Source organism: Ruicaihuangia caeni, assembly GCF_040536845.1.
Taxonomy (GTDB): Bacteria; Actinomycetota; Actinomycetes; order Actinomycetales; family Microbacteriaceae; genus Ruicaihuangia; species Ruicaihuangia caeni.
The window spans coordinates 2,496,293-2,517,949 of record NZ_CP159582.1; the positions used below are offsets into that span (position 1 = coordinate 2,496,293).

Annotated in this window: 19 protein-coding genes; 1 reads left to right on the forward strand and 18 read right to left on the reverse strand. The window is 67.4% G+C overall.

Annotated elements, in window-relative coordinates:
- Positions 1 to 29: 29 nt before the first annotated feature.
- The 12 genes from ABV606_RS11645 to coaE form a co-directional block, all read right to left on the reverse strand.
- Positions 30 to 395, reverse strand: coding sequence for an RNA polymerase-binding protein RbpA (locus tag ABV606_RS11645; RefSeq protein WP_281487891.1), 366 nt, complete (start codon positions 393 to 395; stop codon positions 30 to 32).
- A gap of 18 nt (positions 396 to 413) precedes the next feature.
- Positions 414 to 665, reverse strand: a complete 252-nt coding sequence (secG, locus tag ABV606_RS11650) for a preprotein translocase subunit SecG (protein ID WP_281487890.1) — start codon at positions 663 to 665, stop codon at positions 414 to 416.
- A 65-nt stretch (positions 666 to 730) separates the two neighbouring features.
- Positions 731 to 1,519, reverse strand: coding sequence for a triose-phosphate isomerase (gene tpiA / locus ABV606_RS11655; RefSeq protein WP_281487889.1), 789 nt, complete (start codon positions 1,517 to 1,519; stop codon positions 731 to 733).
- Positions 1,510 to 2,724, reverse strand: coding sequence for a phosphoglycerate kinase (locus ABV606_RS11660; RefSeq protein WP_353987834.1), 1,215 nt, complete (start codon positions 2,722 to 2,724; stop codon positions 1,510 to 1,512). Before ABV606_RS11660 ends, tpiA begins: the two co-directional genes overlap by 10 nt.
- 71 nt (positions 2,725 to 2,795) lie before the next feature.
- The gene (gene gap / locus ABV606_RS11665) at positions 2,796 to 3,803 is read right to left on the reverse strand and encodes a type I glyceraldehyde-3-phosphate dehydrogenase (RefSeq protein WP_353987835.1); all 1,008 of its coding nucleotides are present in this window, start codon (positions 3,801 to 3,803) and stop codon (positions 2,796 to 2,798) included.
- A 97-nt stretch (positions 3,804 to 3,900) separates the two neighbouring features.
- Positions 3,901 to 4,527, reverse strand: coding sequence for a superoxide dismutase (locus ABV606_RS11670; RefSeq protein ID WP_353987836.1), 627 nt, complete (start codon positions 4,525 to 4,527; stop codon positions 3,901 to 3,903).
- A 110-nt stretch (positions 4,528 to 4,637) separates the two neighbouring features.
- Entirely contained in the window at positions 4,638 to 5,618 is a 981-nt protein-coding gene (whiA, locus tag ABV606_RS11675) for a DNA-binding protein WhiA (protein WP_353987837.1), read from the reverse strand.
- A gap of 46 nt (positions 5,619 to 5,664) precedes the next feature.
- Entirely contained in the window at positions 5,665 to 6,540 is an 876-nt protein-coding gene (gene rapZ, locus ABV606_RS11680) for an RNase adapter RapZ (RefSeq protein ID WP_281487884.1), read from the reverse strand.
- A gap of 31 nt (positions 6,541 to 6,571) precedes the next feature.
- Positions 6,572 to 8,491 (reverse strand): excinuclease ABC subunit UvrC, encoded by a 1,920-nt coding sequence (gene uvrC / locus ABV606_RS11685; protein WP_353988835.1) that lies wholly within the window; start codon positions 8,489 to 8,491, stop codon positions 6,572 to 6,574.
- Between the two features lie 71 nt (positions 8,492 to 8,562).
- Positions 8,563 to 11,397, reverse strand: coding sequence for an excinuclease ABC subunit UvrA (gene uvrA, locus ABV606_RS11690; RefSeq protein ID WP_353988836.1), 2,835 nt, complete (start codon positions 11,395 to 11,397; stop codon positions 8,563 to 8,565).
- Between the two features lie 148 nt (positions 11,398 to 11,545).
- The gene (gene uvrB / locus ABV606_RS11695) at positions 11,546 to 13,609 is read right to left on the reverse strand and encodes an excinuclease ABC subunit UvrB (protein ID WP_281487883.1); all 2,064 of its coding nucleotides are present in this window, start codon (positions 13,607 to 13,609) and stop codon (positions 11,546 to 11,548) included.
- Between the two features lie 71 nt (positions 13,610 to 13,680).
- On the reverse strand, positions 13,681 to 14,319 hold the full coding sequence (coaE, locus tag ABV606_RS11700) for a dephospho-CoA kinase (RefSeq protein WP_281487882.1): 639 nt from the start codon (positions 14,317 to 14,319) through the stop codon (positions 13,681 to 13,683).
- 72 nt (positions 14,320 to 14,391) lie between these two features.
- Here coaE and ABV606_RS11705 point away from each other — a divergent pair, with 72 nt between their 5' ends.
- Complete coding sequence (locus tag ABV606_RS11705; protein ID WP_281487881.1) at positions 14,392 to 15,000, forward strand: DUF4126 domain-containing protein; 609 nt, start codon at positions 14,392 to 14,394, stop codon at positions 14,998 to 15,000.
- A gap of 27 nt (positions 15,001 to 15,027) precedes the next feature.
- Here ABV606_RS11705 and ABV606_RS11710 read toward each other — a convergent pair whose 3' ends face one another.
- The 6 genes from ABV606_RS11710 to ABV606_RS11735 form a co-directional block, all read right to left on the reverse strand.
- Complete coding sequence (locus tag ABV606_RS11710) at positions 15,028 to 16,398, reverse strand: NAD(P)/FAD-dependent oxidoreductase (RefSeq protein WP_281488125.1); 1,371 nt, start codon at positions 16,396 to 16,398, stop codon at positions 15,028 to 15,030.
- 34 nt (positions 16,399 to 16,432) lie between these two features.
- Entirely contained in the window at positions 16,433 to 17,680 is a 1,248-nt protein-coding gene (locus ABV606_RS11715; RefSeq protein WP_353987838.1) for a flavin monoamine oxidase family protein, read from the reverse strand.
- Positions 17,677 to 19,074 carry a cytosine permease gene (locus ABV606_RS11720; RefSeq protein ID WP_281487879.1) on the reverse strand — a complete coding sequence of 466 codons (1,398 nt, stop codon included), beginning with the start codon at positions 19,072 to 19,074 and terminating at the stop codon, positions 17,677 to 17,679. Before ABV606_RS11720 ends, ABV606_RS11715 begins: the two co-directional genes overlap by 4 nt.
- On the reverse strand, positions 19,071 to 19,217 hold the full coding sequence (locus tag ABV606_RS11725; RefSeq protein WP_281487878.1) for a hypothetical protein: 147 nt from the start codon (positions 19,215 to 19,217) through the stop codon (positions 19,071 to 19,073). Before ABV606_RS11725 ends, ABV606_RS11720 begins: the two co-directional genes overlap by 4 nt.
- A gap of 43 nt (positions 19,218 to 19,260) precedes the next feature.
- Entirely contained in the window at positions 19,261 to 20,901 is a 1,641-nt protein-coding gene (locus tag ABV606_RS11730; protein WP_353987839.1) for an amidohydrolase, read from the reverse strand.
- Between the two features lie 85 nt (positions 20,902 to 20,986).
- Positions 20,987 to 21,619 (reverse strand): TetR/AcrR family transcriptional regulator, encoded by a 633-nt coding sequence (locus ABV606_RS11735; protein WP_353987840.1) that lies wholly within the window; start codon positions 21,617 to 21,619, stop codon positions 20,987 to 20,989.
- Positions 21,620 to 21,657: the final 38 nt, after the last annotated feature.

Here is a 21,657-nt window from a genome sequence, read left to right on the forward strand (position 1 = left end):
ACGCGACGATGCGTGTCAGTGGCCGATCGTCAGGCCGTCGCGCCGCCGGAGCGACGGGCACGGAGCTTCTGCAGAGCCTCCTCGAGCAGCGATTCGGCTTCCTCGTCGCTGCGACGCTCCTTCACGTAGGCGAGGTGCGTCTTGTACGGCTCGTTCTTCGCCAGCTGCGGCGGATTGTCACGGTCGCGACCCGCGGGCAGCCCGGTCGACGGCGAGTCGATGACCTCCGGGATCTCGTCTTCCGGCAGGTTCGCCGCGAAGTACCGCACGGTCTCGTTTCCGAGCGCATCCCAATACGACACGGCGACGCGCTCCGCGTGCACGCCGTGGTCCTGCTCCCCCATCGGTCCGGCGCCGACGCGCGAGCCGCGGATTGCACTACCCCCGATAGCCACGATTCCCTCTCCCGCCGGTCAGACGCCGGCTTCGAACTTGGTGATGAGCCCCAGCAGCACGATGGCCGAAACCCACACGAGCCCGAGCACAACGGTCAATCTGTTGAGGTTGCGCTCAGCCACGCCCGACGATCCGAGGTTCGAAGTGACGCCACCGCCGAACATGTCGGAGAGTCCTCCGCCTCGACCGCGGTGCAGCAGGATCAACAGCGTGAGCAGAAGGCTCGAGATGCCCAGGAGCACCTGGAGCACGACCTGCAGAATTTGCACGCGGAACAGCCTTTCGGGTTGAGGGGCGTGTACCAGTATAGGACGGGCGCGTCGTCACGCCCGGATCACAGGCCGACGTGCTGCCGGTACCGCGCGATGCTTGCGAACTCGGCCACGTCGAGACTCGCTCCGCCGACCAGTGCGCCGTCGATATCGGGCTGTCGCATGAACCCCGCGATGTTGGCGGCTTTCACCGATCCGCCGTAGAGGATGCGAGTGGAAGCTGCGGCATCCTGCCCGAGCGCTTCCTCGAGCGCCGTTCGCAGCGCCTTGCAGACGGTCTGCGCCTGCTCCGGGGTCGCGGGTGTTCCCGAGCCGATCGCCCAGACGGGTTCGTAGGCGACGACGAGGTCGGCGGTCTTCGGCAGGCCCGCGATAGCGGCCTGAAGCTGCGCGACGGGAACGGCACTCGGTCCGTGCTGCTCGAGGTCGTCAGCCGTCTCGCCGACACAGAGCACCGGTACCAGGCCGTTGCGACGGGCCGCAGAGACCTTTGCGGCGACGACCTCGTCGGTCTCAGCGTGGTACTGCCGGCGCTCGGAGTGCCCGACGATGACGTACTTGCACTCGAGCGCCCGCAGGAAGGCTCCTGAGATCTCGCCCGTGTACGCGCCCGAGTCGTGCTGGCTCACGTCTTGCCCGCCGAACTCGAGCGGAAGCTTGTCGGCGGCGATCAGCGTCTGCACGCTGCGCAGGTCGGTGAACGGCGGGAACACCGCGACCTCGACCTGGTCGAAGTCGTGGCGCGCATCCTTCAGACTCCACGCGAGCTTCTGCACGAAAGCGATCGACTGCAGATGGTCGAGGTTCATCTTCCAGTTGCCCGCAATGAGCGGGGTGCGGTTCACTGCCATCCGAGTGCCTCCAGTCCGGGCAGTCGCTGGCCCTCGAGGAACTCGAGGCTCGCGCCGCCGCCGGTCGAGATATGAGAGAAGTCGTCGTCGGCGAAACCGAGTGCGCGCACGGCCGCGGCGCTGTCGCCGCCGCCCACGACGGTGAACCCGCTTGCCGAAGCGAGTGCGCCGGCGACGACACGGGTGCCCTCCGCGAAGCGTTCGAACTCGAACACGCCCATGGGTCCGTTCCAGAACACGGTGCGTGCCGCCTCGATGACGTCAGCGAATCGTTCCGCTGTTTCCGGGCCGATGTCGAGACCGATGCCCGCGGTTCCGAAGCTCGTCTCCTCGATGGCGTCGGATGCCGCGATCTCCGACTGCGCGTCGGCCGCGAACCGCGATGCCACCACGACGTCGCTCGGGAGCACGACCTCGACGCCGAGCCGTTCCGCTTCTGCGAGGTAGCCGCGTACTGTCTCCAACTGGTCTGCCTCGAGGAGGCTCGACGCGACGCGGTGCCCCTGCGCGGCGAGGAACGTGAACAGCATCCCGCCGCCGATGAGCAGGGAGTCGACGCGGGGCAGCAGGTGCTCGATCACACCGAGCTTGTCGGCCACCTTCGACCCGCCGAGCACAACGGCGTAGGGGCGCTCCGGGCGCTCGGTCAGACGCTCGAGCACGGCGAGCTCTCGCTCGATGAGGCGCCCCGCCGCGCTCGGCAGCGCCGCGGCGAGCTCGAAGACGCTCGCCTGCTTGCGGTGGACGACGCCGAAACCGTCGGAGACGAATGCATCGCCGAACGCGGCGAGACGACGCGCGAAGGCTTCGCGCTCGGCATCCGTCTTGCTCGTCTCCTCCGGGTTGAAGCGTAGGTTCTCGAGCACCGCGACCTGACCCGGTTGCAGGGCCTCGACGGTCTGCTGAGCGGATTCGCCGACCGTGTCTCGAGCGAACGCCACATCGTTGCCGAGCAGCTCGCCCAGGCGGTGAGCTGCAGGAGCGAGGCTGAATTCTGCTTGGACCTCGCCCTTCGGCCGGCCGAGGTGCGAGATCACCACGACGCTCGCGCCCGCTGCGATGAGCTCACGAATGGTGGGGAGGGAAGCGCGGATGCGGCCGTCATCGGTGATGAAGCCGTCGCTCAGCGGCACGTTCAGGTCGCAGCGGACCAGTACGCGCTTGCCGGCGAGCTCGCCGAGCGATTCGATGGTGCGCAGTGTCACGCGGGTCTCCTCCTGGTTCGGGCCCCGAGGCACAGGAATGGGGCCGCCTCGCGACGGCCCCATTCATGTGATCAGAGGCGTTCTGCGACGTACTCCGTCATGTCGACGAGGCGGTTCGAGTAGGCCCACTCGTTGTCGTACCAACCCGAGAGCTTCACCTGGTCTCCCACGACGACGAGCATGCCGGCGTCGAAGATCGACGAGTGCGAGTCGCCGACGATGTCGCTCGAGACGATCTCGTCCTCGGTGTACAGCAGGATGTTCTTCAGCGGACCGGCGGCGGCGTCGCGGTATGCCGCCTTGACCTCGTCGGGGCTCACGTGACGCGAGGCGACGACCGTCAGGTCGGTGATCGAGCCGACCGGCACGGGCACGCGCAGAGCGAAGCCGTCGAGTTTGCCGGCGAGTTCAGGCAGCACCAGGCCGATCGACTTCGCGGCGCCGGTGGAGGTCGGGATGATGTTCTCGGCCGCGGCGCGGGCGCGACGCAGATCGCGGTGCGGCCCATCCTGGAGGTTCTGGTCAGCGGTGTAGGCGTGAATGGTCGTGAGCAGGCCGCTCTCGATGCCGAACACGTCGTTGAATACCTTGGCGAGCGGGGCCATGCAGTTCGTGGTGCACGACGAGTTGGAGATCACGTCCATGGTGCTCGCGTCGTACAGGTGGCTGTTCACGCCGTAGACGAAGGTGCCGTCGATCTCGCCCTTGGCGGGCGCGGAGATGACGACCTTCTTCGCGCCGGCCTCGAGGTGCTTCGCCGCATCCGCACGCTTGGTGAAACGGCCAGTGGACTCCACCACGATGTCGACGCCGAGCGCGCGCCAATCGAGCTGGGCGGGGTCGGGGTTCTCGAGCACCTTGATCGAGCGGCCGCCAACGATGATTTCGTCGGCGCTGTGCTCGACGGTCTCGCTCAAGCGGCCGAGCACGGTGTCGTACTTCAGCAGGTGCGCGAGCACGGCGTTGTCGGTGAGGTCGTTCACGGCGACGATCTCGAGATCGCTGCCCTTCGCGAGTGCCGCGCGGAAGAAATTACGGCCGATACGGCCGAAGCCGTTGATGCCGATGCGGACGGACAATGTTTCTCCTGTTGCTCAGGCGCCAGGTGGCGCAAGGGTGGTAGATGCAACTGGCGAGAGGGCCGGGGCGCCGGAGCACCCCGGCCAAGACGCACGCTTACGAAAGTATCAGCAGACCTTGGGTCTTCTCGCGGGCCGCGTCCAGACGCTGCTGCACGTTCTCCCAGTTCACGATGTTCCAGAACGCCTTCACGTAGTCGGCGCGAACGTTCTTGTAGTCGAGGTAGTACGCGTGCTCCCACACGTCGAGCATGAGCAGCGGGACGGTACCGATCGGGAAGTTCGCCTGCTGGTCGAAGAACTGCACGATGATCGGCTTCTGGCCGAGCGAGTCCCAGGCGAGCACTGCCCAGCCGGAGCCCTGCACGCCCATCGCGGTCGCCGTGAAGTGCGCTTGGAACTTCTCGAAGCCGCCGAATGCGTCGTCGATCGCGGTCGCCAGCTCGCCGGTGGGCTTGTCGCCTCCGTCGGGCGACATGTTCGTCCAGAACACCGAGTGGTTCACGTGGCCACCGAGGTTGAAGGCGAGATCCTTCTCGAGGCGGTTGACGTTTGCGAAGTCGTTGTTGTCGCGGGCCTCGGCGAGCTTCTCGAGTGCGGTGTTCGCGCCGGTGACGTAGGCCTGGTGGTGCTTAGAGTGATGCAGTTCCATGATGGCGCCGCTGATGCTCGGCTCGAGCGCCGAGTAGTCATAGGCGAGGTCGGGCAGGGTGTACGCAGCCATCTGTATCTCCTAGCGATTCGAATCCCGCACGTCGAAGCGGCGGGGCGCGTCTTCGAGTCTACTGAGGCGTGCTCGGCTGCGACCGGAATTGGGCGGGAATGCCCAGCCGCTCAGGCCCCGTCGAGGTCGCTGCCCAGTACGGCCTCGGTGCTCGGCACGCCGAGCTCGGCGGCGCGCTTGTCGGCCATCGCCAGGAGACGGCGGATGCGCCCGGCGACTGCGTCCTTCGTCATCGGAGGCTGCGCCTGGTGACCGAGCTCGTCGAGGCTCGCCTCGCGGTGCTGGAGACGCAGCTCGCCCGCGTATCGCAGGTGCTCGGGCACTTCGTCGCCGAGGATCTCGAGGGCGCGCTCGACGCGAGCGCACGCCGCCACAGCGGCCTGCGCCGAGCGACGCAGGTTCGCGTCGTCGAAGTTGACCAGCCGGTTCGCGTTCGCACGCACTTCACGACGCTGGCGCAGGCGCTCCCACTCGTCGACCGTTGCGCTCGCCCCCATGAGCCGCAGCATCGACGCGATCGCCTCGCCGTCGCGGATCACGACGCGGTGCACGCCGCGTACTTCGCGCGCCTTGGCGGGCAGTTCGAGACGGCCGGCTGCGCCCACAAGCGCCATCGCGGCTTCATTGCCCGGGCAGACGAGCTCGAGCGACGCTGAGCGACCCGGGTCGGTCAGCGAACCAGCGGCGAGGAAAGCGCCGCGCCACACGGCTGCGAGCTCTGGCCTGGCGCCCGTGGTCAATCGGTTCGGCAGGCCACGGATCGGTCGACGCCGCGCATCGAGCAGTCCCGTCTGCCGTGCGAGCGTCTCGCCGCCCTCGAGCACGCGCACCAAGTGCGTGCCGCCCCGGCCTACGCCCGGTGTTGAGATGAGGCGGAGCTCGCTGCGCACGCCGTAGAGCTCGGCGATGCTCTGGCGCACTCGGCGCGCAAGCTCGGCGGAGTCGAGCTCGGCTTCGATGGCGATTCGGCTCGAGATCACGTGAAGTCCACCGGCGAAGCGCAGGATGGTCGCGAGTTCCGCTGCCCGCTCCGCTGTCGCAGCGGTGCGCGTGGTGAGCAGTTCTGCTTTGACGTCTGCGGTGAGTGCCACTGGTCTTCCTTTGCTGAGAGCGCGGGTGCGGGATCGGCCGAAGAGTCTATTCTCGGCCAAGATCCCGGTGACGGATGCTGACTCCCACCCCGGGCAGCCCGCGCAGCATGGTCGCGAGCTCCTCGACGAGGGCCACGGAGCGGTGCTTTCCGCCGGTGCAGCCGATGGCGATGGTCGCGTGCCGCTTGTTCTCCCGCTGGTACCCGGCGAGGACCGGTTCCAGCGCGGCCGCGTAGGTGTCGATGAACTGGCGAGCGCCATCCTGCGCCAGCACGTAGTCGCTCACTTGGGGCTCGGTGCCGTTATGGTCGCGCAGTTCAGGCGTCCAGAACGGATTCGGGAGGAAGCGGGCATCGGCGACCAGGTCGGCATCCTGTGGCAAGCCGTACTTGTACCCGAAGCTCACCAGGGTGACCTTGACGCCGGGCGCGTCGGCCTCGGCGAACTTCTCCTGGATCGTCGTGGCGAGCTGGTGGATGTTGAAGTCGGTCGTGTCGATGATGATGTCGCTGGCGTCGCGAAGTTCCGAGAGCCGTCGTCGCTCAGCGACGATACCGTCGAGCAGGGTGCCGTTCTCCTGGAGCGGGTGGGGCCGGCGCACTTGCTCGAAGCGGCGCACGAGGGCGCTGTCAGTGGCTTCCAGGAAGAGCATTCGCACGTTCGAGTTGTCGCGAAGCGCCGTAATGGCTTCTTGCGCATCGGCGAAGAGCCGCCCGCCGCGCACATCGACGACAGCGGCCAACTTGGGGATCGCGCTCCCCGCCTTCTCGGCGAGCTCCGTGAGCGGACGAAGCATGACCGGCGGCAGGTTGTCGACCACGTACCAGCCCAGGTCCTCGAGCGCCTTGGCCACGGTGGACCGGCCCGCGCCCGACATGCCAGTGACGATCAGCAGTTCTTGAGCCGCCGATTGGCCGTTCATGTCGCCCTCTCCCCTGATCGCAGCCTCCAGCCTATCGAGCGTCCGCCGCTGCTTCCTCATCGGGTGCCTCGATCGGCACTCCCCCTTCGGGGGCGGGAGCACGCAGGGCCTTCACGATCGTCTCGGCGAGCACCGGCCCGATTCCCGGCACTTCGGCGACGGCATCGGCCTCCGCGGCTTTCAACCGTGCGACCGAGCCGAAGTGTCGAAGGAGCGACTGAACGCGCCTCGGGCCGAGGCCCGGGATCTCGCCGAGCACGCTCCCGATGTCGCGCCGGCGCTTCTGCCGCTGGTAGCTGATGGCGAACCGGTGGGCCTCGTCGCGCAACCGCTGGAACAGGAAGAGCGCGTCGCTCGTGCGAGGCAGGATCACCGGGAAGTCTTCGCCGGGCAGCCAGATCTCCTCGAGCCGCTTCGCGATGCCGCAGACCGCGATGCCCTCGACTCCCGAATCGGCGAGTGCGCGCGCCGCCGCAGCGACCTGTGGCTGCCCCCCGTCGACGACCAGCAGGTTGGGACGGTAGGCGAATTTGCCCGGCCGTCCGGCCTCGGGATCGGGCTCATCCTGGTCGTCGTCGATGTGTGCGAGCCGGCGCATGAGCACCTGGTACAGCGCTTCGGTGTCATCGGCGTACTCAGGGATGCTGAAGCGACGATAGTGATTCTTCTTCGGGGCACCGTCTTCGAAGACCACCATCGACGCGACGATGTTGGTGCCGGCGAGGTGCGAGACGTCGTAGCCCTCCATGCGCAAGGGCGCCTCGTCAAGCCCGAGCGCCTCTTGAATGTCTGCGAGCGCTTGCGACCGAGCGACGAAGTCGCCCGCGCGGCGCGTCTTGTACACGGCCAGCGTGTGCTTCGCATTCAGCGTCGCCGTCTGCAGCAGTGCGGCCTTGTCGCCTCGTCGCGCCGTCCTCAGACGCACCGCCCGGCCGTCTCGCATGCCGCGCAGCCACTGCTCGAGGGCTTCGCTGTCGTCGGGCAGTTCCGGCACGATGATCTCGCCGGGCGGTTCGTCGTTCTCGTACGCGCTCTGCAATACCGAATCGACGAGCTCGGCGAGGCCGAGATCGAGTTCCTTGTCGACGACCCAGCTGCGCACACCGCGGATGCGTCCTCCGCGCACGATGAACTGCTGCACCGCTGCGGCGAGTTCGTCGTGCTCGATGCCGAAGAGGTCGCTGTTAACCGACTCCGGGAGCACGACGGCGCTCTTCTCGAGCACTGCCTCGAGCGCCAGCACTCGGTCGCGCAGGGTCGCGGCGACCTCGTAGTCCTGGGCGGCAGCGGCATCCTGCATCTGCTTGCGCATGCGCGTGATCACCGAACGGTCGTGGCTGGCCATGAAGGCGACGAACTGGCCGACGATCTCGCGGTGCTCCGCGATCGAGACGCGGCCAGAGCACGGACCGCCGCAACGGCCGATCTGCCCCGGGAAGCAGGGCCGCCCAGAGTCCATGGCCCGCTTGTAGCTCGAATCGGAGCAGGTGCGGATCGGGAACGCCTTGATCATCAGGTCGATCGTCTCGCGCACCGCCCACACCTTCGGGTACGGCCCGAAGTACTTGGCGCCCTTGATGCGGTGGTTGCGGGTCACCATGACCCGAGGGGCTTCGTCGGCGAGCGTCACTGCGAGATAGGGGTATGACTTGTCGTCGCGGAACTTGATGTTGAACGGCGGCTCGAACTCCTTGATCCAGGTGTACTCGAGCTGCAGAGCCTCGATATCGCTCCCCACGACCGTCCACTCGACCGATGTGGCGGTCGTGACCATCCGCCTGGTACGCTCGTGCAGCGTGCGGAGCGGAGCGAAGTAGTTCGACAGCCTCGCGCGCAGGTTCTTCGCCTTGCCGACGTACAGCACGCGGCGGTCGGGTCCGCGGAACCGGTACACACCGGGCGCGGTCGGAATCTCTCCCGGCCGCGGCCGGTAGTCAACCGGGTTGCTCAACCCGTGCGAGTCGAGGACGTGCCCGGTCGAGCCGCGAACGCTGGACTCTGTGGTGCTCGGCACGGGCGCCCTCATGGCTTAAGGATCTCAGCGAGGAATCGACCCGTGTGACTGCCCTTCTTCTTCGCAACCTGCTCGGGCGTGCCGGTGGCCACGACAGTGCCGCCGCCGGATCCGCCCTCGGGGCCGAGATCGATGACCCAATCAGCGCTCTTGATCACATCGAGGTTGTGTTCGATCACGATGACGGTGTTGCCCTTGGCGACGAGCCCCGAGAGCACGAGGAGCAACTTGCGCACATCCTCGAAGTGCAGACCGGTGGTCGGTTCGTCGAGCACGTAGACGCTGCGTCCATTCGATCGGCGCTGGAGCTCGGTCGCGAGCTTGACGCGCTGCGCCTCTCCCCCGGAGAGCGTCGTGGCGCTCTGCCCGAGCCTGACGTAGCCGAGACCGACGTCGACGAGCGTCTTCAGGTAGCGGTGGATGCTCGAGATCGGCTCGAAGAACTCGGCCGCCTCGCTGATCGGCATGTCGAGCACCTCGGCGATGTTCTTGCCCTTGTAGTGCACAGTGAGGGTGTCTCGGTTGTAGCGCGCCCCGCCGCACACCTCGCAGGTGACGTAGACGTCGGGCAGGAAGTTCATCTCGATCTTGATCGTGCCGTCACCGGCGCAGTGCTCGCAGCGCCCGCCCTTCACGTTGAAGCTGAATCGCCCGGGCAAATATCCGCGGGCCTTCGCCTCAGTGGTCTCGGCGAAGAGACTGCGGATCTTGTCGAACACGCCCGTGTACGTCGCCGGGTTCGAGCGAGGCGTCCGGCCGATCGGCGCCTGGTCGACGTGCACGACCTTGTCGAGGTTGTCGAGACCGGTGACGCGAGTGTGCTTGCCGGGGATCTGTCTCGCTCCGTTCAGCCGGTTCGCCAACACCTTGTAGAGGATGTCGTTCACCAGGGACGACTTGCCGGAACCGCTCACGCCGGTGACCGCCGTGAACACGCCGAGCGGGAACTCGACCGTGACGTTCCTGAGGTTGTTCTCGCGCGCACCGACGACTGTGAGGATCCGCTCGCGATCGATGGGACGGCGCTTCTTCGGCACTTCGATGCTGCGCCGTCCACTGAGGTAGTCGCCCGTCACCGAGCGACGGTTGTCGAGCAGGTCGACGTAGCCGCCGGAGTGCACGACCGTACCGCCGTGCTCGCCGGCGCCCGGACCGATGTCGACGATCCAGTCGGCCGTGCGGATGGTGTCCTCGTCGTGCTCGACCACGATCAGCGTGTTGCCCAGGTTCTTGAGCTTCACGAGCGTGTCGATGAGCCGGCGATTGTCGCGCTGGTGGAGACCGATGCTCGGCTCGTCGAGCACGTACAGCACGCCAGTGAGGCCGGAACCGATCTGCGTCGCCAACCTGATGCGCTGCGCCTCACCGCCCGAGAGCGTGCCTGCCGCGCGGGCCAGGTTCAAGTAGTTCAGCCCCACCTCGATGAGGAACTCGAGTCGCAGCCTGATCTCGCGCAGCACCTGCGCGGCGATCCGCGATTGCCGCTCGGTGAGCACGAGCGACTGCATGAACTCGAAGGCGTTGTCGAGGCTGAGGTCGGTCACATCGGCGATGCTCCGGCCGTCGACGAGCACGGAGAGCACCTCTGGCTTCAGTCGCTTGCCCTCGCACACCGGGCACGGGATCTCACGCAGGTACGCCTGGAACCGCTCGCGTTGCACATCGGTCTCGGCCTCGGCGTACTTGCGCTCGATGTACGGGACGACGCCCTCGAACCCGGTGGTGTACTTCACTTCGCGCCCGTAACGGTTGCGCCAGCGCACGCGTACGTCGAAGTCATTGCCCTCGATGACGGCCGCGCGGGCCTCCTCGGGCAGGTCCTCCCACGGTGTGTCGAGGTCGAAGCCGAGCTCCTGCGCCAACCCGTCGAGAAGCTTCTGGAAGTAGCTGTACACGCCCTTGCCCTGTTGCGCCCAGGGCAGGATCACGCCTTCATTGAGGCTCAGCGACGGGTCGCCGATGAGCAGCTCGGAGTCGACCGACATGCGAGTGCCGATGCCCGAGCATTCGGGGCAGGCGCCGAATGGAGCGTTGAACGAGAACGTGCGGGGTTCGATCTCCGTGAGCTGCACGGGATGACCGTTCGGGCAGGAGAGCTTCTCGCTGAAGCTTCGCCACGCGCCGTCGCCCTCCTGGTCGACGAAGTTGACCTTCACGATGCCGTCGGTGAGTGACAGCGCGGTCTCGAGCGAATCGGTGAGGCGCGAAAGGATCTCGTCTGACGCCACGAGGCGGTCGACCACCACAGCGATGTCGTGCTTAACCTGCTTCTTCAGCTTGGGCGGGTCGGCGAGTTGCACGGTCTCGCCGTCGACGATGGCGCGCGAGTAACCAGCGGCGGATAGCTCACGGAAGAGGTCGACGAACTCGCCCTTCCGCTGCACCACGACGGGACTGAGCACCTGGTAGCGCGTGCCGTGCTCCAGTTCCATGAGCTGGTCGGCGATCTGCTGCACCGTCTGGCGCTGGATCTGCTCGCCGCAGGTCGGGCAGTGCGGCACGCCCACGCGCGCCCACAGGAGCCGCATGTAGTCGTAGATCTCGGTGATGGTGCCCACCGTCGAGCGGGGGTTGCGGTTAGTGGACTTCTGGTCGATCGAGACCGCCGGGCTGAGTCCCTCGATGAAGTCGACATCGGGGCGGTCGACCTGCCCGAGGAACTGACGTGCGTACGCGGAAAGCGATTCGACGTAGCGGCGCTGTCCTTCCGCGAAGATCGTGTCGAAGGCCAGCGAGGACTTCCCCGAACCGGACAACCCGGTGAAGACGACCAGCGAGTCGCGAGGGATCTCGAGGTCGACGTTGCGCAGATTGTGCACGCGTGCACCGCGCACGCTGAGCACAGCGGAGGACGGCGCCGTATCGGCTGCGGAGACCGCATGGGCCCCGGCGGGCGCGTGGTCGCTCGTGACCGCCTGGGCACCGGAAGAAGGGGGATTCAGCACTCAGCCAATGTTACGGCGCGCCACTGACAGCGGGCTGACCAGGGGGTTAGCGCACGTGCCCGGCCGCCTCCATCTGCCGCAGTTCCTTCTTGAGATCGGCCACCTCGTCGCGAAGTCGGGCTGCCAGCTCGAACTTCAACTCCCCCGCGGCCGCGAGCATCTGGTCGTTCAGATCGGCGATGATCGTCTCGAGCTCTTCGGCGCCGGATGCCGCCAGGCCCTTGCGGCGGGGAACGGCAGCACCCTTCTTCTTGCCGTCGCGTGCGGCGAGCAACGCGGCGGTGTCGGCCTCTTCGCGAGCGAGCACCTCGGTGATGTCGGCGATGCGCTTCCGAAGCGGCGTCGGATCGATGCCGTGCTCGGCGTTGTACGCGACCTGCTTCTCACGGCGCCGGTTCGTCTCGTCGATGGCGTGGCGCATCGAGTCGGTGACGGTGTCGGCGTACATATGCACCTCGCCCGAGACGTTTCGGGCAGCGCGGCCGATCGTCTGGATGAGAGACGTCGATGAGCGAAGGAACCCCTCCTTGTCGGCGTCGAGGATCGCGACGAGCGATACCTCGGGCAGGTCGAGGCCCTCTCGAAGCAGGTTGATGCCCACGAGCACGTCGTAGATGCCCGCACGGAGCTCTGTGAGCAGTTCGACGCGACGCAGTGTGTCGACGTCGGAGTGCAGGTAGCGTACGCGAACGCCGTGCTCGCCAAGGAAGTCGGTGAGCTCCTCGGCCATCTTCTTGGTGAGGGTGGTCACGAGCACGCGCTCGTCGCGCTCCACACGCAGGCGGATCTCTTCGAGCAGGTCATCGATCTGCCCCTTCGACGGCTTCACCACGATGGCGGGGTCGACCAGCCCGGTCGGACGGATGATCTGCTCGACGATGCTGTCGCTCACGCCGAGTTCATAGCGGCCAGGTGTGGCCGAGAGGTACACCTTCTGACCGACGCGGTCGAGGAACTCCTCCCAGCGCAGCGGCCGGTTGTCGAGTGCGCTCGGCAGACGGAAGCCGAAGTCGACGAGCGTGCGCTTTCGCGATGCGTCTCCCTCGTACATGGCCCCGATCTGAGGCACCGTGACGTGTGACTCGTCGATGACGACGAGGAAGTCGTCGGGGAAGTAATCGAGCAGGCAGTGCGGCGGTTCCCCTGCCTGCCGGCCGTCGATATGGCGCGAGTAGTTCTCGATGCCGTTGCAGAAGCCGATCTGCTCCATCATCTCGAGATCGAAGGTCGTGCGCATGCGCAGACGCTGGGCCTCGAGCAGCTTCCCCTGTCGCTCGAGTTCGGGCAGTCGCTCGGCCAGTTCGGCCTTGATGCTGCCGATCGCTCGCTTCATCGTCTCGGGGCTGGCCGCGTAGTGGGTGGCCGGGAACACCGAGACCGCATCCATCCGCCGGATGACCTCGCCGGTGAGCGGGTGCAGCTCGTAGAGCGCCTCGATCTCGTCGCCGAACATCTCGATGCGGATCGCGTGCTCTTCGTACACGGGGATGATCTCAATGGTGTCGCCGCGCACGCGGAACTTGCCTCGGGAGAAATCGACATCATTGCGCTGATACTGCATCGCGACGAACTCGCGAATGAGGACGTCGCGCGGCACCATCTGGCCGACCTGCAGCGCCACCATGGCGTCGAGGTATTCCTCGGCGGCGCCGAGCCCGTAGATGCACGAGACGGTCGATACGACGACGACGTCGCGCCGGCTCAGGAGCGAGTTCGTGGTCGAGTGCCGCAAGCGCTCGACCTCGGCGTTGATCGACGAGTCCTTCTCGATGAAGGTGTCGGTCTGCGGAACGTACGCCTCTGGCTGGTAGTAGTCGTAGTAGCTGACGAAGTACTCGACTGCGTTGTTGGGCAGGAGTTCCCGGAACTCGTTCGCCAACTGGGCCGCAAGCGTCTTGTTGTGCGCGAGCACGAGCGTGGGGCGTTGAACCGCCTCGATGAGCCACGCGGTGGTCGCAGACTTTCCGGTACCGGTCGCCCCGAGCAGCACGACGTCGGTCTCGCCAGCATTGATGTGGGCTGCAAGCTCGGCGATCGCCTGCGGCTGGTCGCCGCTCGGCTTGTACTCGCTGACCACTTCGAAGGGGCGCACTGAACGGGTGGGTTGCACGGTTCCAGGGTACGCCGCTCCCCCGACAGTGCGCTGGATCGGGCGCCGCTCCCCCTGGGACGGCGCGGAGGTCAGCCGCTGCGGGAAGTCGAGTCAGCCGCGGCGGTCTCGTGCTTGAGTCGGGCCCAGAGGGCGTCGACCTGCTCGAGCGTTCGAGCGACGGGACCGTCGTTCCGGATGACGATGTCCGCCGCAGCGAGACGGTCAGCGTCGGAGGCCTGTGAGGCGATCCGACGTTCGGCGTCGTCACGCGACAGCCCGCGGTGCTCCACCATGCGCTGCAGGCGGAGTGCGGCGGGTGCATCGACGACGACGATGTGATCGAACGGGAGTTCGTGAGCGCGTCCCGCTTCGACGAGCAGCGGCACGTTGTACACCACGACGGCGTCGGGGTCGGCGTCGCTTGCCTCCGCGATGCGCTCCGCGACGCGCTGCTTGACAGCGGGGTGAACGATCGCGTTGAGGCGGTCGAGTCGCTGCCGGTCGCCGAACACGAGCGCCCCGAGCGCGGGTCGATCGAGCGAGCCGTCTGGGCGCAGAACCCCCTCGCCGAAGGCCTGTCTGATCGCCTCGAGCGCTGGCGTGCCGGGCTCCACCACTTGGCGGGCGATGACGTCGGCGTCGATGTGCACGGCCCCGAGGGACTCAAGGCGGTCGGCGACAAGGGACTTGCCCGACGCGATCCCGCCGGTGAGGCCGATCAGCAGCATCCGTCAACTCTAGCGACGGTGCCACAATGGCGCGTACGAGATGAACGTCGCGCCGGATGAGTGTCGTGCCGGATGAGAGGGGGCCGCGTGCTCGAGATCCTGACGGGAGCCGGGCTGGCGATCGCGGCCGGCATGAACGCATACGTGCCATTGCTCGCGCTCGGCGTGGCGGACCGGTTCATCGGAGCCGTGGACCTGCCTGCCGCGTGGCAATGGCTGTCGAACGAGTGGGTGCTCGGCGTGCTCGGACTGCTGCTGGTCGTCGAGATCGTCGCCGACAAGATACCGCTGGTCGATTCGGTGAACGACTGGCTGCAGACGATCATCCGGCCCACGAGCGGAGGAATCGTGTTCGGCAGCGGCGTCGCCTCCGAGACTGTCGCAGTGACCGATCCGGCAGAGTTCTTCTCCTCCGACCGGTGGGTGCCCATTGCGATCGGGGCAGGCCTCGCCCTGACGGTGCATGTGGTCAAGGCGCTGGCCCGTCCGGCGCTCAATACGCTCACCGCCGGCGCCGCCGCACCCGTCATGAGCACCCTGGAGGATATCGGCAGCGTACTGCTCACGCTCGCGGCGATCGTGCTGCCGATCCTCGTGATCGCGGGCGTCGTGTTCGTCGTCGTCGCGGGGCTCTTCGTGGTGCGACGGGTGCGTCGAACCAGGCGGCCGACGCCGGTCTGATGGGGAGCCGCCTGGCCGAGCGCGCGGTCAGGGCTTTCCTGTGACGAAGTCGGCAAGGTGTGCGATCGGGGACGTGGTCTCGCGCCCGGCGAGTTCGCTCTGGTCCGCCATGCCGTAGGCCGCGTACAGCGTTTTCGTCGCGATCCACCGCAGCGGCTCGGGCTCCCATCGGCGCACCCGGTGGTTCACCCACGGCAGATCGACGATATCGGTGCTGCGCTCGAGGATCAGGTCGGTGAGGGTGCGGCCCGCGAGGTTCGTCGAGGTGACTCCGGTGCCGACGTAGCCGCCGGCCCAGGCCATGCCGGTCTGGCGTTCGAGACCGACAGTGGCCGCCCAGTCGCGCGGCACTCCGAGTACGCCGGACCACAGGTGATCGATGCGCGCGCCCGCGGCTTGCGGGAAGAGCCGGTAGAGGATTTCGCCGAGGGTCGTCGCGGTGATGGCCTGCGTCGATCCGTCATTGTCGGTCTGCGAGCCGTACCGGTAGGGCACGCCGCGGCCGCCGAGGGCGATGCGGTCGTCAGCGGTGCGCTGCGCGTACATGTAGACGTGTGCGAAGTCGCCGAGCACCTCGCCCTGGTTCCAGCCCAGCTGATCCCACACTTCGGCAGGGAGCGGCTCGGTGGCGATCAGCGACGAGTTCATGGGGAGCCAGGTGCGTCGCTCGCGCTTGAGGCGCGCGGTGAAGCCCTCGGTCGCACGGACGACGATGTCGGCCGTGACCACTCCGCGTGATGTGCGGAGGGTGCGCGGCTCGATCTCCTGCACCCTGGTCTGCTCGTAGATCCGCACGCCGAGCCGCTCGACCGCGTCGGCGAGTCCGGCGGCGAGCTTCGCGGGTTGAATCCGAGCTGCGTGCGGATGCCACACCGCTGCGCGCGTGTTCGCGACGTTGATCTTCGACTGCGCCTCGGGGGCCTCGAGCAGTCGGAGGTCGGTGTGGTTCCACGACTGCTCCGCCGCGGCGAACGCCCGGAGCCGCCGTTCCTGCGCCGGGGTGTAGGCGACATTGAACTCGCCGCCCTTGACGACGTCGGCGTCGATTCCCTCCGCACGCGTGACACGGATCACCTCGTCGACGGTCGCGTTCATCTCGCGCTGGAAGCGTTCGGCTGCGTCTCGGCCATGGCTGCGCAGGTATTGCGTGCGTCCGCCGGTGATCGAGTTCGTGAGCCAGCCGCCGTTCCGGCCCGATGCGCCGTAACCGGCGTGCTCCTGTTCGATGATCGCGATGTCGAGGTCGGGCTGTGCTTGCTTGAGATAGTAGGCGGTCCACAGCCCGGTGTACCCGGCGCCGGCGATCGCCACGTCGCAGCGCGCGTCGCCCGGCAGTGGAGCGCGGCTCGCCGGCGCGCCGATCGTCTCCCACCAGTGGGAGACGCGGCCGTTGATCATTCCTGGGTGGGCGGTATGTGCGGGCATGGTTCTTTCAGTTCGAGGCGAGCAGGTGCTGTGCGGCGCGACGGCCGCTGCGGAGCGCGCCCTCGATCGTGCCGGGGAACTCCGGGTCGAGATCTCCGCCGACGAGCTGCAGCCGGGGCGAGCCGGCGATGAGGCCGTCGAGGGTCGCGTACTGGCCGGGCCGCGGCACGAACCATGTGCCTCGCGCGTACCGGTCGGCGTTCCAATTGTGGCTCGTGCGTGCGCGGATCGTCGCGCGCGGAACGTAGTTCGCGCGCAACTCCGACTGCAGTTCGTCGGTGCCGAGCACGCCATCGGCCGAGGGTGCGAGCCCGACACAGAGCATGCCGCCGTCGGCGAGCCGCTCCTCCGAACGGAAGTACCCGTATGGCCCGTGCGAGCCGAAGACGCGGAAGTGCTCCTCGACTCCGTCGAGGATGAGCCAGTCCTTGTGCGAGGCACCCGCGTGCCCGGCCGCGGCGAGCTCGGCGTATTCCCCGAGCACGCCCGGTTCGAGCGAGAGATCGCGCAGGCAGTTGAGCGGGAGCGCGACGACGACGTGCCGGGCAGAGAGTGCTGGCCCGGCATCCGTCGCCACGCGGAGGCGGTCGCCAGAACGGGCGATTCCTGTGGCGCCGACACCGAGCCGCACATCGGCGGTGCTCCGCTCCGCGAGCGCCGTCACGAGCGTGCGGGTCGTGCCCTCAATCTGGGTGCGGTAATGCTCAGGGTCCGCGATGTCGTCCGGCGGAAGGAGCAGATGATCGGCATCGACCGTTTCGAGCGGGGCCCCGGCGAGGTATCGCTGCGTGGCGCGCAGCCAGTCCTCGATGAGCGCACTCATGGGTGCATCGCCCGACCGGGCGGATTCGAGAGCCCGCTCAGCCGAGACGGGCATCGGCTCCCTTCCGACGAACCCGCCGAGACGGGCGAGCGCGGCCTCGAGCTCGCCTCGCTCCCCGAGCGTCAGCTGTTCGCGGTTCGCGGTGCCGTCGCGGAAGTGCGTCAGCCAGCGGGCGGGCTCGGGAGAGTCGAGCGTGCCGATGCCGAGTTCACGCAGCAGCCCGAACGACTCGGTGAACGATGGGAGCAGCCAGGTGCCGCCCAGGTCGATGCGGCGGCCCGCGGGCTTCCAGTACTCGCCGTGGGTGCGCCCGCCGAGTCGGCCCTGCGCCTCGAGCAGCGTGACGGCGCGTCCCGACTCGCGGAGGGCATCGGCGGTGGCGAGCCCTGCGAGCCCGCCACCGAGCACGAGCACATCCGTATCGATGCTCACCGTGCGGGCACCCGTGTCCGCACGCCCCGGAAGGCGAGGTAGTAGACGACTCCCGAGACGATCGCGCTCGGGATGCTGGCCCCAAGGAATCCGAACCCATCACGCGGCACATACGCGATGGGGTCGAAGACGACGAAGAACACCACCATGCCGACGATCATCGCGGCGAACCCGGCGATATTGAAGCCGCCCGAGTACCAGTAGCTGCCGCCGCGAGTGGTTGAGTACAGGCCGCTCGCGTCGAGCGACTGCTTGCGGATGACGAAATAGTCGACGATCTGAATGCCGCAGATCGGGGCCATGAGCACGCCGGAGAACGCGAGGAAGGTCGGGTACGAGGCGAGGAACGCGTCACCGAAGAAGATCGAGACGATGAGCACGGGCACGAGCGTGAGCACCGTCGCGCCCCGCCAGCTGATGCGCGACTCGATGCCAGGGGTCTGCTTGAGCGCGAGCACGCTCGTGTAGGTGCCGACCATCATGGTGCCGATGTTCGCGAAGAAGAGGAAGAGCAGCCCGCCGAGGCCGAACCACACCCCGCCGGTGTTCGCGAGCAGGAAGACCGGGTTGCCGCCCGAATCCGGGAGCATGAGCATGGTCATGACCCCGAGGCCGCAGACGAGCGACATGATGACGCCGAGGCCGAGCAGGCTCGGCGCAATCGCCGAGTTAACGCTGCGGCTGTACCGCGTGATGCTTCCGAGGTACGGCCACCACGACAGACCGCTCGCGACACCGAGTTCGACGATGATCATCACGTTCAGGTGCGACTGCTCGAACGGCGCGAGCGGTTCCGCGGCTACGATCGCCTCCCAGCCGAAGGTCGTGAGCAGGAACACGAGCATGAGGATCCCGAGCAGGATCACCGCGACGGTGATGACCGGCCCCGCCCACCTGAGCGCGCCCGCGCCGCGGCTCACGATGACGAATACGAGTGCCACTGCAAGCACCAGGATCGCGATCTGGGCGAACTGGGCGGCGCCATCTGGGAGCACCCCCATGGTCTGCATGGTGGCCGATGCGGATTGCATGAGCACGATGGCGAGCACGGAGTTCCAGCCGATGAGCGTCGCGAAGACGAGGATCACCCCGAAGACGCTGCCGCGCACTCCGAACGAGGGGCGGAGCGAGCGCACCGCTTCCAGCCCGTAGCGCTGCGAGACTGGCAGGGCCGCGAGTAGCACGAGGAACAGCCCGATGAGTACGCCGGCCATGGTCGTGATGATGCCCTGGACCGTGCCGAGGTAGTACGCGACCGTCGCGCCGGCGACGAAGCTCCACGTCGCGATCGCCGCGGAGGTGGTGTTCCCGAACGTCGCGAGGAACCCCCATTTCTTCTCCGCGCGGGTGAGCGGCATGGTCGAGGTGTCGGTGAATTCGCGCTGCCGAGTCATGCGAGCGAGCTCCCCACCGCGATGAGCGCGATGACCGGAATGATGAGGGTGAAGACGGAGAGCGAGAGCAGCTGCCCGCCGGTGAATCGCCCGTGGAGCGCTTCGTCGGATTCGAGCACCGTGAGCACGTCGTCGTGTTGCATCGCTGTACCAATCTGTGAGTGGTGAGTGGTGAGTGGTGAGGGGTCAGGGGCGTGAACTGGAAGCCGCCATCGGCGCTGGGGTGGAGTCGTGGACGATCCGGCCGTCGACGATGGTGGCGACGATCTCGATAGCGATGAGTTCTTCGGGGCTGGCGGCGACCGGATCACCGCCCCAGATCGTGAGATCGGCGACCGCGCCCGGCGCGAGCAGGCCCCGATCCATGTATCCCCGAGCCTGTGCCGGCCACAGCGTGTAGGCGCGGAGCGCTTCATCGCCGGTGAGCCGCTGATCGGGTTCGAACACGTGGGCCGATGCCGATTCGGGCGCGTGACGGCCGCGTGCCCACGCCATGCCGATGCGAGGGTCGTAGTGCGCGACCGGCCAGTCGGAGCCGAGCACCACTCGCGTGCCGGTGTCGAGCACGGCCCGCACTCGGTAACCGGTGCCGGCGCGAGTGCCGAGTCGCGCCGCCCAGTTGTCGCTCAGATCGGGCGCGCGCCACTGCATGTGGAGCGGCTGCATGGAGGCCGTGATGCCCGATCCCGCGAGCGCCGTGAGATCTTCGTCGGCGAGTACCTCGAGATGCTCGATCGAGTGAGCCGGCGACCCGTCGCGCTCGGCGAGGCCCCGATACGTCTCGAGCACCTGATTCACTGCGAGATCGCCGACGGCGTGCGTCGCGATGAGCATGCCCGCGTCGTGATATGCGCGCACGACCTCTTGGAAGCGACCCCAGTCCGGCCAGAAGGCGTGCTCGCCGTCGCCGCAGGCATCGGCCTCGTGGAGCAGCGCCGTTCCGGTGTCGATGACACCGTCGCTGAACAGCTTGACCGCGTTGGTCTCCCAGAGGGTCCCTCGTCGATCCTTCGCTGCGATGACGCGGGTGATCGCCGCGTCATCGTCGTGCACGGCGTGCCAGTGGTGCACGACGAGTCGCTGATCGAGCTCTCCGCGCGCTTCGATTTCTTCGATGAGGTCGACTGTTCGCGGCTTGCCGTCCATGATCGCGCCGCCGGTGAGTCCGACCGCCGTGAAGCGCCGGAACATATCTCGAAGTCGGTCTCGCTCCTCGTCGTGCCCGAGGGGAGGGATCACGTCGAAGACGAGTCGATACGCCGTGGACTCGCGAAGCTCTCCGGTGAGTTCGCCCGCCTCGTCGACGACCAGCTCGGACGTGTCATCGAACCGCGGACGGTTCACGATCCCCGCCGCTGCGAGCGCCGCCGGATTGGCGATCGCCGTATGCAGGTCGTAGAACATGGCCGCGAACGGCCGGCCATCGCAGGCGTGGTCGAACAGTCTGCCGTTCACTCCCGTGTCGGCGAAGGCGTCGAACTCGAGATTCCAGCCGACGACCCAGGCGCCCGGAGGCAGTGTCGCAGCGTAGGCGGCGGTGGCCGCCTGCAGTTCGCTGACGGTGTCGATTCCGCCGAAGTCAATGCCTCGGGTCAGTTCGGCCGCCCAATGAGGATGGGTGTGCGAGTCGAACAGGCCGGGGGTGATCACCGCGCCTTCGAGGTCGCGCACCTCGATGCCGAGGTCGCGCGCCCGCGCGCTCACGTGCGCGTCGCGGCCGAGCAGCGCGATCCGTCCGCCGGTCACGAGCACCGCGGTCGCTTCGGCGTCCGCTTCGGTGTTGGTGATGAGCTGCGCGTTCACAAGCGCCAGGTCACGAGTGACCACGGGACTCCTTCGTCCGCCGGAAATAATCTTCACGATGAAGATATAGGCGGCGAAGGATGCTGTCAACGCGCCCTTGGCGTGCGGCTCAGACTCCTCGGACCAGACTCAGCGCGACCTTCCGAACGCGTGCGCGGATCGCATCGGAACCGAGGTCGCGCTGCGGCAGCGAGGCCTCGAGTCGCGGGAAGTCGCCCTGTTCGATGGCCTCGGACGAGAAGAGCGTGCTCCATGACGTCTGCTCGAAGATGAGCGAGAACACGCTGTGCTCGACATCGAGCAGCAGCTGCAGTGCCGGAGCGCCGGTGAGCCCTGCCCGCTCGGCCCGCGCGAGGAACGACTCGTACACCCGCAGGGTCGTCGGGTCGGTGATGCGATGCAAGAAGAAGACAGAGCTCGCCTGCCTGAGCGGGCTGAACGCCAGGTAGTAGGTGTCAGCGAAGCGTACGACGGCGTCGTGCCAGTCGTCGGTCTCGAACACGCGGAGGTCGACTGCCGCACACAGCACGCTCCGGGCAGCGTTCACCGCGTCGGAGAGCGTGCTCACGTGGTGATACAGGCTCTGCGAGCGCACCCCGAGCTCCGCCGCGATCTTGGACATCGAGAGTTCCCCGGCGCCGAGGGTGCTCAGCACGCGCACCGTCGCCTCGCCGATCATCTCGCGGTCGATGGTGCGGGTGCCACGTTGCGGCCGGCCCGGCCTCCTTGCTGAGGTGCTCATGATTCCGACAGTCTGCCATCCGCGTCGAGGCGCGATGG